Origin of the sequence: Alteromonas oceanisediminis (genome assembly GCF_018474025.1) — a bacterium.
In the GTDB taxonomy this organism is placed as follows: Bacteria; Pseudomonadota; Gammaproteobacteria; order Enterobacterales; family Alteromonadaceae; genus Alteromonas_E; species Alteromonas_E oceanisediminis.
Map to the genome: position 1 here is coordinate 411626 of NZ_JAHCTA010000002.1, position 13828 is coordinate 425453.

The following is a 13828-nucleotide window of genomic DNA, read 5'->3' on the forward strand; positions in this document are numbered from 1 at the left end:
GTATTGGTGGCGGTCCGAAGTGCTATTTTTTGTAGTCGCCACACTGATCTTTGCAACAAAACTCATCCGAGTTTTGCGCCATTAGGTACCTTCATATCTGGGCTTAGTAACACGACCTCATTGTCATCATCATAAAATCCGGTGACAAGGCACTCCGACATCATTGGCCCGATTTGCTTCTTGGGAAAATTAACGACAGCGAGTATTTGGCGACCAACCAGCGACTCTGGGGTATAGTGTTTGGTGATCTGTGCGCTTGATTTTTTGATACCAATGGTATCGCCAAAATCAATGGTTAGTTTATAGGCAGGGTTACGGGCTTCTGGAAAATTCTCAGCAGATAGAATAGTGCCAGCGTGCAGCGCTACTTTGCTAAAATCTTGCCAGCTTATCAATTCAGTCATTTCGCACTCTAGGTTGATTGGGAAACAAAAAGTTGATTAAACATACACCAGTTTGCGATTCAAAAAAGGACGTTTCGATGAAAATTCGTCGGGTTTGGTTAAGCATTGGGATGTAATTTATGTCCAGTTTTACGAGAAATGTAGGCGATTCCGCGAATTTGACGATTACATCTCGACTCTGAAAACCCCACCCTGTATACTACGGCGTCTTTTTTTAACCGACGCCAATCATAGCGCCATTTTAGCGCGTCATCCGGCGCATAGTTGAGGTATTAGAATGCAAGTTTCTGTCGAGACGACTGAAGGGTTACAACGCCGTCTTACTATCACTGTTCCTGCTGAATCAGTAGACAGTGCTGTTAAATCGCGCCTACAACAGCTGGCAAAAACCCAGCGTATCAACGGCTTCCGTCCAGGTAAAGTGCCTGTTTCAGTCATTAAGAAGCGTTACGGTACGGCGGTTCGTCAAGAAGTTGCTGGTGAAGTTATGCAACGCAATTTCTATGAAGCCATCATGCAGGAAAAAATTACGCCTGCAGGTATGCCAACGTTTGAGCTGAAAAGCGACAAAGACGGTGAAGATCTTGAATTTGTTGCAGCGTTCGAAGTTTATCCTGAAGTTGAAGTGAAAGACGTTGATAAGCTTGCCATCGAGAAACCTGTGGTTGAGATCCAAGACAAAGACTTGGAAGAGATGATGGTGACGCTGCAGAAGCAACACGCCGAATGGAAAGAAGTTAAACGTAAAGCCAAGAAAGATGACCGTGTGGTTATCGATTTCGTTGGCACCATTGATGGTGAAGAGTTCGAAGGCGGAAAAGCAGAAGACTTTACACTTGAACTTGGCAAGGGCCGCATGATCCCAGGTTTTGAAGATAATCTGGTCGGCGCTAAAAAGGGTGAAGAAGTTGTTGCCGACGTGACTTTCCCTGAAGATTACCACGCTGAAGCCTTGAAAGGTAAAGCGGCAAGTTTCGCGATGACCGTGAAGAAAGTTGAAGGTCAGTCTCTGCCGAAAGTCGATGATGAATTTGCTAAATTGTTCGGTGTGGAAGAAGGTGGTGTTGAAGCGCTTCAAGCGGAAGTGAAGAAGAACATGCAGCGCGAGCTAGACCAAACCTTGAAATCGCAGCTTAAAGAAAATGTCATCGCTGCACTGCTTGAAAAGAATAAACTTGATTTGCCACAAGCACTGGTTGATCAAGAAGTGAATGCATTGCGCGAACAAGCGAAGCAGCGTTTTGAACAACAAGGTCAAGGCCAAAACTTGCCTGAGCTTCCAGCGGATCTATTCATGGATAACGCGAAGCGTCGAGTGTCCGTTGGTTTGTTGTTAGGGGAAATCATTAAGAAAGAAGAGCTTAAGCCTGACGCTGCCCGTGTTGATGCGTTGATTGAGTCAATGGCTTCTGCTTACGAAGACCCTAACGAGGTCATCAATTACTACAAATCAAATGAAGAATTAATGCAGCAAATGAACAATGTTGCATTAGAAGAGCAGGCGATTGATTGGATTGTTAGCAACGCTAAAACAAAAGAAGTGAAGAAGAAGTTTGACGAAGTGATGAACAAACAGGCTTAAAACACCTGTCTTGCATTGACTTTTACACGCTCCTCTTGATTAAATGCTCGGTACATACCGAGCATTTCTGTTTATACACCTGAATTTTACTAAGGCCATTCTTGCATGATGAACGCTTTTGAACCCACGAACGCACTGGTACCTATGGTGGTTGAACAAACCTCTAAAGGTGAACGTTCTTACGATATTTATTCTCGCCTTCTTAAAGAAAATGTCATTTTCTTAGTGGGTCAGGTTGAAGATCATATGGCTAATCTTATTGTCGCTCAGATGTTGTTTCTGGAAGCTGAAAATCCGGAAAAAGATATTTTCCTATACATCAATTCGCCGGGTGGTTCGGTCACGGCGGGGATGGCCATCTATGACACCATGAACTTTATTAAGCCAGATGTCAGCACGGTTTGCGTTGGTCAGGCGGCAAGCATGGGCTCGTTTTTACTCTCAGCCGGGGCCAAAGGCAAGCGCTACTGCCTACCCAATGCTCGGGTGATGATCCATCAACCGTTAGGGGGTTTCCAGGGGCAGGCCTCTGATTTTGAAATCCATGCGCGTGAAATTTTAGGGATTAAAGAAAAATTAAATCGCTTGTATGCTGAGCAAACAGGGCAGCCGTATGAGAAAGTAGCCAAAGATACCGACCGTGATAACTTTTTGAGTGCGACGGATGCTCTGGAATATGGTTTAATTGACAAAGTCCTGACTAACCGTGCTGATGCATTGAACAACTAAACGTTAGTTAATTGATACGCAAGCCTTACGGCTTGCTCCTGATACCGTAGAGGCAATCTATACATGACTGATAAGCAAAACGGTGATAGCGACAACAAATTACTGTACTGCTCTTTCTGTGGAAAAAGCCAACACGAAGTACGTAAGCTTATCGCTGGTCCTTCTGTGTTTATTTGTGACGAATGTGTCGAGCTGTGCAATGACATTATTCGTGAAGAAATCAAAGAAATTGCGCCGAAACAGAAGCAAGATTCTTTACCCAAACCACATGAAATCCACAAGCACCTCGATGACTATGTCATCGGTCAAGAGCACGCTAAACGCGTTTTATCTGTTGCTGTGTATAATCACTATAAGCGGTTGCGCAATGGTGATGTTCATGAAGGCGTTGAGCTAGGCAAGAGTAACATTTTGCTCATTGGTCCAACCGGAAGCGGTAAGACTTTGCTGGCAGAAACGCTCGCTCGTTTATTGGATGTGCCTTTTACCATGGCGGACGCCACCACCCTCACTGAAGCGGGTTATGTGGGCGAGGACGTTGAAAACATCATACAAAAGCTGTTGCAGAAGTGTGATTACGACGTCGACAAAGCGCAGCGTGGTATTGTTTATATTGATGAAATTGACAAGATTTCGCGCAAGTCAGACAACCCGTCGATTACACGAGATGTGTCAGGAGAAGGTGTCCAGCAAGCGTTGCTGAAACTGATTGAAGGTACCGTTGCATCGGTTCCACCGCAAGGCGGTCGTAAACATCCACAGCAAGAGTTTTTGCAGGTAGATACTTCTAAAATCTTATTTATCTGTGGTGGTGCATTCGCTGGCTTGGATAAAGTCATTGAGCAGCGCGCACAAACCGGTACCGGTATTGGCTTTGGCGCTAAAATGAAAAACACGGAAGAAAAGCGCAAACTTACCGAGTTGTTCCGTCAGGTCGAGCCAGAAGATTTGGTGAAGTATGGTTTGATACCAGAGTTTATTGGTCGATTGCCGGTGGTAACCAGTTTAGAAGAATTAAGTGAAGATGCATTAATTCAAATTTTGCGTGAGCCAAAAAATGCGATTACCAAGCAGTATGCTGCATTGTTTGCTATGGAAGACACCGAGCTGGAGTTCCGTGATGACGCGTTACACGCGATCGCCACGAAAGCAATGAATCGTAAAACCGGTGCACGTGGATTGCGATCGATTGTTGAGGCAACGTTGCTCGATACCATGTATGACTTACCGTCGATGGACGATGTCAGCAAAGTTGTGATTGATGAGTCGGTTATTAATGGGGAATCAAAACCCATACTCATCTACGATTCTCAGGAGAAGAAAGCGGCTTCTGAGTAATCAGCCACACATATTTTGAAAAAGGCCCATGCGGGCCTTTTTTGTGCTTCACGGGTAACTAATGCCGCCGCAGTGATTGAACTTTTCATCCTTAACCCCATATAAACGCGAATACAGTTTTAAGAGAGATAGTATGTCTAAAGAGCGTTCGTCAGATAAAAATGAACAGACATCTCAGCGGGTCGAGATGCCCGTACTCGCTTTGCGTGATGTTGTTGTTTATCCGCACATGGTTATCCCCCTTTTTGTTGGGCGAGAGAAGTCAATTCGTTGCCTTGATGCTGCAATGGCAAATGATAAACAAATTTTTCTGGTCGCTCAGAAGGATGCTGGGGTCGATGAACCAGAGCAGGATGATATCTATCACGTAGGCACTATAGCGACCATTTTGCAGCTGCTTAAACTACCTGATGGCACTGTTAAGGTGTTAGTTGAAGGGAATGTACGCGGTCAGGTTGAAGGATTGAGTAAAACCGATCCGTATTTTGCTGCTGATGTGCGGCATGTGCTTGATGAAGGTGTTGAAGAGACCGAACAAGAAGTATTGATTCGATCAGCCGTTTCACAATTTGAAGGCTATGTGAAGCTGAATAAGAAAATTCCACCCGAGGTACTCACCTCACTGAATGGTATTGAAGACGCTGCGCGCCTAGCCGACACCATGGCGGCACACATGCCGTTGAAGCTGGGTGAGAAACAAAAAGTGTTAGAGATGGCGAGCGTGAATGATCGTCTTGAATATCTTATGGCACTGATGGAAGGTGAGATAGACGTTCTGCAGGTTGAGAAAAAGATCCGTACGCGTGTTAAGAAGCAGATGGAAAAAAGTCAGCGCGAGTATTATCTCAATGAACAGATGAAGGCGATCCAGAAAGAATTGGGTGAGCTGGACGAAGCACCGGATGAGTTCGAAGCGCTAGCGAAAAAAATTGACGAAGCGAAAATGCCTGAAGAGGCGAAGGATAAGGCACAAGCTGAGCTGAAAAAGCTCAAAATGATGTCGCCGATGTCTGCCGAAGCAACCGTGGTAAGAAGTTACATCGACTGGCTGTCGGGTGTGCCTTGGTTCAAACGCTCAGGCGTGAAGAAAGATCTTGCCAAAGCAGAAACTATCCTAGATGAAGACCATTATGGGTTGGACAAAGTCAAAGAGCGGATCATTGAGTATCTTGCGGTGCAACAGCGCGTGAAGAAACTTAAAGGGCCAATTTTGTGCTTGGTCGGTCCGCCAGGCGTGGGGAAAACATCCCTTGGCCAATCAATTGCCAAAGCCACTGGTCGAAAGTATGTGCGAATGGCGTTGGGCGGTGTGAGAGACGAAGCGGAGATCAGAGGCCATCGGCGCACCTATATTGGCTCGATGCCGGGCAAATTGATCCAAAAGATGACAAAGGTTGGCGTTAAGAATCCACTGTTTCTGCTTGATGAGATCGATAAGATGTCATCAGACATGCGCGGCGATCCATCGTCTGCCTTATTGGAAGTGTTAGATCCAGAGCAAAATAGTACCTTTAGTGATCACTATTTAGAGGTGGACTATGACTTGTCTGACGTGATGTTTGTGGCAACGTCAAACTCAATGAACATTCCGGGTCCATTGTTGGATCGTATGGAAGTGATCCGTTTGTCCGGCTATACCGAAGACGAAAAACTCAATATTGCTCAGCGCCACTTGGTCTCAAAACAGATTGAGCGTAATGGTCTTAAAGACAGTGAGTTAGAGATCACTGATTCTGCGGTGCTTGGAATGATCCGCTACTACACCCGCGAAGCCGGAGTACGAAGCCTTGAGCGCGAAATTTCAAAAGTATGCCGCAAAGCGGTTAAACATATTTTGCTGAATAAGGACAAAAATAAGGTCATCGTCACTCAGGAAAACCTCAAGGATTATTTGGGTGTTCAACGATTTGATTATGGTAAAGCGGACAAAGACAATCAAATTGGTCAGGTCACGGGGCTCGCGTGGACTCAAGTCGGTGGCGATCTACTCACCATCGAAACAACGTCTGTACCGGGTAAGGGTAAAACTACGTTTACCGGATCTTTGGGTGATGTGATGCAGGAGTCGATCAAAACGGCGATGACTGTAGTGCGCAGTCGTAGCGAGAAGTTACGCATCAGCAATGACTTTCATGAAAAGCGCGATATCCATGTGCATGTTCCTGAAGGGGCTACACCGAAAGACGGTCCGAGTGCGGGTATTGCCATGTGCACCGCCCTTGTCTCGTCGTTAACCGGTAATCCGGTGAAGTGCGACGTAGCCATGACGGGCGAAATCACGTTACGGGGCGAAGTGCTTGCGATTGGAGGGCTGAAAGAGAAGCTGCTAGCCGCCCATCGCGGAGGAATAAAAACCGTGATCATTCCACACGAAAACGAACGCGATCTGGAAGAAATTCCGGATAATGTGAAGCAGGACATAAAAATCCATCCGGTAAAATGGATTGACGATGTACTCGATATTGCTCTGCAGGAGCCAGTCGAGTCGTTTAAAGTGGACACAAAGTAACAGGAAAAAATCGGCTTTCGGGCCGATTTTTTTGTCGTTGAAGCGAGGAAACTAGGGCGTTTGCGACTGATTGGGCAAAAAACGACCAAATATAGGCTATTTTTTTCAGTTTTTTAACGATTATGGCTTCAAACTGCAAATAGTTGTGATACCTTTAATAGGTATTCGCTTCAAGCCTTTGCCACCAAAGGGGTGGCAGCGTTTCACCAGAAGTTAATAAAATGTAAACAGTTGCTTGATGTATTTCATTAAGCTTGTTATAACCATTTGGCAAAAACGGTTTTGCCAATACAAATAATAACAACCGAAGGGGATCTTATTGTGAACAAGTCTCAACTCATCGATACCATTGCTGCTAGCGCAGATATCTCAAAAGCAGCAGCAGGACGTGCTCTAGACGCTTTCACGGACGCTGTTACTGCAGCTTTGAAAGATGGTGATCAAGTAGCACTTGTTGGTTTCGGTACATTCTCTGTAAGAGAACGTGCTGCTCGTAGTGGTCGTAATCCACAAACTGGCCAAACAATTCAAATTTCTGCTGCAAAAGTACCATCTTTCAAAGCAGGTAAAGCACTGAAAGACGCTTGTAACTAAGCAACGTTTTCCAAACAAAAAAGGCGATGAATATTCATCGCCTTTTTTTTCTTTAATTCGGATCAATCAACCCACAATCCTCGCTGATGAAAGAATCAAACGCCAGTCTGTGCCGGTCAGCGAATGCATCAAATGTACGAGCAACAGGCCTTAGCCACCGGCATGCAAAAATAAGTTTTGAATATCTCGCCATTGCCTGAAATCGTAGCTGCCATCGTTGACTCGATGACACCGAACTTCAATGATATTTGAGCCTAAAGGTTTTTCCTTTCGACAACTGTGCTGGGTCGCTTTCGCACCGTATTTATCCCTGTAATCTTCCACATCGCCTTGCCAAGCAGTCTTGACGTCGGTGGGTATAACCTCAGCAATCTTCTCATAGGCGTAGCGCCATTCGGCATTACGTTGTTCTAGCGCAAGATTAAGCCATACCCAACCTTGCTTGTTGTCGATGTCAGTGCCTAATCCTTTAAAGTACATGGACGCCAAATAAAACTGACTCATTTTATCACCTTGCTTTGCACTTTCGCTCAGTCGACGGAAGGCGGCTTCATAGTCTTTTGCATGGAGCGCGCTCATGCCTATTTCACGATTCAAGGAATAAGACATTACGTCTTTGCTGAGGCTTTCAAGCTTCTCGGATCGAACGTCGATATGTTCCACATTTTGCAGCATTGCCATGGTGCTTGAGCACATAGCCGCGAAGACCGTGAACACTAGCGCCTGTTTACATTTTACAACCATAGTAACGTCCCTTTAGGGTGCGAATGAACCTTAAGATTAGCCTAACAAAAAAGCGATGTAAAAAATAAGGAGCAGGCCCTTCGGATCGGGCCCTACGCCAGCGATCAACTGTCACTGCAAACCCGTCGACTCAAGTGATGTCAGTGAGCACGCAATTTACCTACCCCATCGACAGGTGAATGCGCTATAATTCGCCACCTTAAAAGTAGACCGCAGTAAAAAACTAATGGTGCGGCGAGTTTCAATGGTTTGATGGAGTGATAGTAGACCATGTTAGAAAAAATAAGAGAAAGTGCTCAGGGGCCGTGGGCCATGGTCGTGATTGCGTTAATCGTACTGAGCTTCGTGTTTGCCGGGGTCGGTAGCTACTTAACCGGTTCTACGGATGATTCGGCCGCCGTAGTGAATGGCGATCCAATCAGTGTGAGTACGTTAGAAAGAGCGTATCAGAATGAGCGAGCCCGTATCGAAAATCAATTCGGTGAGGGCGTTGCTGGCTTGTTTGCCAACCCTGAATACCTGCAGGAGTTCAGAGCCGGCGTGTTAGACAAGCTGATTGGCGACAAACTGGTGGAACAGAAGGCGCGTGAACTTGGCTTGCGCGTTAGCGACCAGCAAATTCGTGATGCCATTCGCATGATGCCCGAGTTTCAGGTGGGTGGTCAGTTCAACAACGACCGCTATCTGGCGATTGTCCAACAAGCGGGCTTCCAACCAAATTCATTCCGTGATTACCTTCGCGCAGAGATGACGCGCGAACAACTCGCCCGCGCGTTGACTGCCAGCGAATTTGCCTTGCCTGAAGAAGTCAGCCGAACTAATCAGCTTCAGGGGCAAACACGCGATATTCAGCTTGTGAATATCAGTGCTGATGATTTCGCCCAAGGTGTTGAGGTAACAGCTGACGAAATTAATGCTTACTATCAGGCGAATTTAAACCAATATGATACACAAGAGCGTGTTGCGTTGGCCTTCGTCGATTTACGCGTTGATGATTTAGTTGATGAAGTCAGCGTATCTGATGAAGAAGTTACCGAGTACTATGCGTTAAACGAACGCAACTACCTGTCGGAAGAACAGCGTCGAGTATCACATATTTTGGTCGAGTTTGGTGAAGATGAGTCTGCCGCCAAAGCACAGGCCGAGGCGCTTCTGGAGAGAGTGCAGGGTGGTGAAGATTTTGCCGCTATTGCTGAAGCTGAATCTGCTGACACTTTTAGTGCAGAAAATGGCGGCGATCTTGATTTCATCAGCCGCGGGATCATGGATGAATCATTCGAAGCAGCAGCTTTCGAGTTAAACGCTGTGGGTGATGTTTCCGACGTGGTTGAAAGCGAGTTCGGATTTCACATCATTAAACTTACCGATATCAAACCGGAAGTTGTTACGCCATTGGAAGATGTCAGAGCAGAGATTGTTGCTGAGCTGAAACGTGATAAGGCGATGGAGCTTTATTTTGCTCGTCAGCAAAGCATGGCCGAGCTGGCGTTTGAAATTCCCGATACACTCACTGATGTTGCCGGTGCAGTGGGCGGCACCGTGCAAGAAACAGCCTTATTTACCCGTGATAGCGCGCCTGCGATTGTTAACTTCCCTCAAGTCACTGCAATAGCGTTTTCTGAAGAGTTAATCGAAGACCGTGTTAATTCTGATGTGATAGAAATCAACGATGAGCGGGTCATGGTTGTTCGTGTGATCAAGCATGAGGCAGAGCGTACTAAGTCGTTGGATGAAGTTTCAGAGCAAATTGAGTCTCAGTTGGCCGCCGAAAAAGCGCAGCAACAAGCGCTAGAATTTGCCGACAATCTCTTGGCGAAAGTGAAAGAGGGGTCTGAGATTGACGATGAACTCGCCGAGAAGTCGCTCTCATGGGAGCAAGTTGAAAAGCTCAACCGCTTCGATAGTAGTATTGGTAGCAATGTCGTTGAGCAAGCCTTTATGCTGGGCTTAGGCAGCGGCGAAAGCGCCACAACGGTCGCGAAAGCGGATGGTAATGTCGCCTTGATTCAGTTGGTTGATGTGCATGCTCCACAGACGCTTGAAAGCGCTCAGTCTGATGCGTTAAAAGAGCGTTTAGCGCAATCCATTAGCCAGTCAAATTATCAGTCATTTGTAAGTGCATTGCGTAGCGAAGCGGATGTGGTGATTTCTGCGCGCTAGCAGGTAACTTAGTACTAAACATGATAAAGCTCTGATACCGATGGTGTCAGAGCTTTATTGCATTTGGGTTAAGTACATCAACAGGGTGTAAAAAATGGCGACGATGGCAGAAAAAGCTAAAATGTACGCAAAGCCCTGTTTCCCTTGGGCCACGCTGTAACCGCGTGAGCGGAGGTATAAAAACCAGATCAGGCTTAAAGCCAGTGGCAATATAAATAAGAATCTCAGCACCTGTTCATCCTCAACAGCAATCAATCAAGCCATTATATACGCAAACCGGGGAACGAAAGAACAAAAGCGCGTCAGTCGCTGTCATCAAATTGTCTTTTTGGCGTAATCGCTATGTCATTTTCAATCGATTAAATGCTGTAAACAACGAACTGTAGGGCGTGTTTCCATGCCTATTCACCGGTTACCGCAATCACAAACTCCTGAACTGTGTATTGATTATGCCTGCGAGCTTATGGCGCGCGAGTCGGTCACGCCAACGGACTCGGGCTGTCAGGACTTTCTTGCACGGGTTCTGTCGTCGCTGGGTTTCGATTGTATGCAGACGCAAGTTAATGGCGTCAGTAATCTTATTGCACGTATAGGCGAGGGCGATCAGCATGTGGCATTTAGCGGCCACACGGATGTCGTTTCTCCTGGATTGGATCATGAGTGGTATTTTCCGCCATTTCAGCCAACCATTGATAGCGGTGTTCTTTATGGACGGGGCGCTGCGGATATGAAAACAGGCGTTGCTGCCATGCTCGCTGCTTGCCATTCAACTCAGTGGCGTGCGCTCAACCCTGATTGCAGTTTCTGGTTTTTGATCACCAGTGATGAGGAGGGAGAAGCCGAATTTGGTAGCGCCTGGATCGCAAAATGGCTTGCAGAACGCGATATTCAACTTAATGCAGTGATTGTAGGCGAGCCAACAGCGATTGCTCAGGCGGGAGATGCCATAAAAGTAGGTCGACGGGGCTCGTTGTCAGCAACCATCACGGTGCGAGGTAAACAGGGCCATGTGGCTTACCCACATAATACCGTCAATGCACTGCACATTGCGGCTAAAATTGCGACCGCTTTAAGCGATATTAGCTTTGAGGCAGGGAGTGCTGATTTTCCTGGCACCACGCTGCAAGTAACGCACGTGGATAGCGGAGAACACACTGATAATATCGTACCTGGTTGTTGCCATTTACGTTTTAATGTTAGGTATGCTGATGAGTATTGCGCGGCGTCGCTAAAAGCAAAATTAACCGAAATAGTTGATCAGCACGCGGGTCAGTACGACATCGCGTGGGAGCGACCCTGCGAGCCGTATTTTAGCCATACCCGGCCCGGTCACGATTGTCTGGTAAGGCATGTGGAACAGGCGGTGCACAATGTGACTGGGCGATACCCTCTCCTGAGCACTGCTGGAGGCACTTCAGATGGTCGCTTTTTCGCAGGCTCAGAAACTCAAGTTGTTGAAGTTGGTGTGCCAAATCGAACGATTCATCAAGTCAATGAGTGTGTGGACGTCATCGATATCGTATCGTTAACCAAGATATATCAGCAACTGCTCAGTAGCTTGCTTTTTCGCTGAGCGAGTTTTAACTTATTTTGATATTTGGGAATCTGAACCGACGCCCGCGTATCTACGCGGGCTTAGCCGTCCATTTCATCTAAAAAGTCTGCGTGTAAGTCAGCGAGAAAGTACGCCCACGCCCTGCAAAATAACGATTATCACGGGGATTGGTTTGTGAATAGTAAGTCACGAACTGTTTATCCGTGAGGTTTTCAATCCCCAGTGCGACAACAGCCTCATTAAGCGTATAAGACAATGTTGCATCAAATGTGGTGTAGCCCGAAAAATCTGCGCTATCGGAGAAGTTAGTATCCCGAAAAATATTCGCTTGCAGCCATGATGACAGAGCACTATTCCACTGTTGCGACCATGAGACATTGAAGCGTTCCGGTGGGATATTTGCGCCATCTAGGTCGGTATCGACGCGGCCATCGTCATCACTATCGAACTCACCGTTTGTTTTAGTATACTGCACCCCGAATTGGCTGGCGTTCCAGTAATACCGTGCCGTAACCTCAACACCATCAATTTCAGTGCGTTCGCGCTGTACTGAAAAGATACCATCTGCATCTGCCTGTAGGCGTGAACCGAAATCGGAATCCGAAGTAAAATAGCTAGCATTCATCGTGAGATCGTTAGCACTGTACTCTATGCCCAATTCCTGATTATCACTGACAATCGGTTGCAAATCCAAAAATGTCTCGACGCCAGAGGTGGGTTGATTGATACCGCGCAGTACACGACCCACATCAGGCATACTATAGCCTTCGTTGAAGCTGACGAACGCGCGAAACGTTGGCGAGAATTGATAAACTGCACCGACGTTAAACAAGGTTTCGTCAAACGACGGGCTTCCACCACTGACTGTGATACTGTCGTACCCCGCAAGCGTGGTAAATGTGTCTACATCCAACTCCGCGTCTTCATAGCGTACACCTGCTGCCAAGGTCAGATTTTCGATACCTGAATAGCGCAGTTGAGCGAACGGTGCCACATTAGTGAAGTCTGTTTCAGGCACCCATTTACGGCCCGTAGCGGCAAGAGACTGAAATGTTGAGTCGCTGAGGTAATCAAGGCCAACGACAAGATCAACCTGAGTTTGTGCTATGTTTTGTTGAGAAAAGGTTGAACGAAATCCAAACTTTTCTGACTGATTCTCAGACTGATCAAACAGATCTGGACCGAAAGCTGGGTCTTGAAAAACCCCAAAAACACCGCCGCCAAACAGGCTGGAAAAATCCTGATAAAATAACTGCAGCGTTAGTTGCCCGCCCGCGATATTGCCATGTTGATAATCTACTGACGCGGTTGTCACCTCATTTTTTGCCGGTTGGCCTTGAATTGGCTGTTTTATCGACGTAGCGACGATGCCCTGATCCGCATCCCCTCGGACACCACTGAAATCACCATTCCCTTCAAAATCGAAACGATTGACCATGAAGCTAATTCGCTGTTCTGTCGCGATTTGAGTTGTGAGCTTAGCAAATAGATCAACACTTTGGGCATCCATGATGTCACCCTGAGTGCTGTCGACACCCACAAAATCACCGTTGCCGTCGATAAACATGCCGTTATCACGCACGGTAGCACCTAGTACTATCTCGGTAGTATCACTTGCCGCAGTAAACAGATAACCAAGATTAAAACCACTGGTATCGCCATCGAATTCGTCGCTGGTATTCACACCCATTTGCACGGTGTGACGAGCATCTTGCGCACGTTTCGTCACAATATTGATGATACCGCCAGATGCACCCAAGCCCTGAATAGCATTCGCTCCTTTGATGATTTCAATGCGCTCAATCAAAAATGGGTCAATGGTGTGTCCATCTCGTGATCCGTTTCGCAATGGATTCGACTGCGGTACACCATCGATTAAATACAGAGGCTCACGCCCTCGTAGCGTTTCGCCCGCGCCACTGAGTTTTTGCCGAGTGGGCGAGAAGCCTGGAACCAAACTGGCTAAAAGGCTGGATAAATCAGGCGCAATGGCAAGCTGCCGACTGATCGCTTCCTGATCGATCACCGCGATGGTATTGGGAACGGTACTGATAGGATGCTCGCTGCGTGTTGCCTGAATAACGATACGCTCAATACCGTTTTCGTCCGTTGTATTATTTTGAGCGAAACCCATGTTTGCAAAACACATGGCGGCTGTGAGTAAGCTGATTTTCACATATTGACACTGATTAAATTGCATGGGGAACCTTATA

10 protein-coding genes are annotated in these 13828 nt (G+C 46.7%); 7 read left to right on the forward strand and 3 right to left on the reverse strand.

Going from position 1 to position 13828, the window contains the following annotated elements:
• Positions 1-62 precede the first annotated feature (62 nt).
• Positions 63-404: a tRNA-binding protein gene (locus tag KIU71_RS05020; RefSeq protein ID WP_214130073.1), complete on the reverse strand. Its 342-nt coding sequence runs from the start codon at positions 402-404 to the stop codon at positions 63-65.
• Positions 405-681: 277 nt separating this feature from the next.
• Here KIU71_RS05020 and tig point away from each other — a divergent pair, with 277 nt between their 5' ends.
• The 5 genes from tig to hupB all read left to right on the forward strand — a co-directional run bounded on the left by tig (position 682) and on the right by hupB (position 7156).
• Positions 682-1986 (forward strand): trigger factor, encoded by a 1305-nt coding sequence (gene tig / locus KIU71_RS05025; protein WP_214130074.1) that lies wholly within the window; start codon positions 682-684, stop codon positions 1984-1986.
• 105 nt (positions 1987-2091) lie between these two features.
• Positions 2092-2715, forward strand: a complete 624-nt coding sequence (gene clpP, locus KIU71_RS05030; RefSeq protein WP_214130075.1) for an ATP-dependent Clp endopeptidase proteolytic subunit ClpP — start codon at positions 2092-2094, stop codon at positions 2713-2715.
• Positions 2716-2778: 63 nt separating this feature from the next.
• Entirely contained in the window at positions 2779-4053 is a 1275-nt protein-coding gene (gene clpX, locus KIU71_RS05035) for an ATP-dependent protease ATP-binding subunit ClpX (RefSeq protein WP_214130076.1), read from the forward strand.
• Positions 4054-4186: 133 nt separating this feature from the next.
• Positions 4187-6562, forward strand: a complete 2376-nt coding sequence (gene lon, locus KIU71_RS05040) for an endopeptidase La (RefSeq protein ID WP_214130077.1) — start codon at positions 4187-4189, stop codon at positions 6560-6562.
• A 321-nt stretch (positions 6563-6883) separates the two neighbouring features.
• Positions 6884-7156 carry a nucleoid-associated protein HU-beta gene (hupB, locus tag KIU71_RS05045; protein ID WP_214130078.1) on the forward strand — a complete coding sequence of 91 codons (273 nt, stop codon included), beginning with the start codon at positions 6884-6886 and terminating at the stop codon, positions 7154-7156.
• Positions 7157-7306: 150 nt separating this feature from the next.
• Here hupB and KIU71_RS05050 read toward each other — a convergent pair whose 3' ends face one another.
• Positions 7307-7900 (reverse strand): hypothetical protein, encoded by a 594-nt coding sequence (locus KIU71_RS05050; RefSeq protein WP_214130079.1) that lies wholly within the window; start codon positions 7898-7900, stop codon positions 7307-7309.
• Between the two features lie 270 nt (positions 7901-8170).
• Here KIU71_RS05050 and KIU71_RS05055 point away from each other — a divergent pair, with 270 nt between their 5' ends.
• Positions 8171-10060 (forward strand): SurA N-terminal domain-containing protein, encoded by a 1890-nt coding sequence (locus KIU71_RS05055; protein WP_214130080.1) that lies wholly within the window; start codon positions 8171-8173, stop codon positions 10058-10060.
• Between the two features lie 397 nt (positions 10061-10457).
• On the forward strand, positions 10458-11633 hold the full coding sequence (gene dapE, locus KIU71_RS05060) for a succinyl-diaminopimelate desuccinylase (protein ID WP_214130081.1): 1176 nt from the start codon (positions 10458-10460) through the stop codon (positions 11631-11633).
• A gap of 79 nt (positions 11634-11712) precedes the next feature.
• On the opposite strand, the gene KIU71_RS05065 is transcribed toward dapE, so the two are convergent.
• Positions 11713-13815 (reverse strand): TonB-dependent receptor, encoded by a 2103-nt coding sequence (locus KIU71_RS05065; RefSeq protein ID WP_214130082.1) that lies wholly within the window; start codon positions 13813-13815, stop codon positions 11713-11715.
• Between the last annotated feature and the right edge of the window lie 13 nt (positions 13816-13828).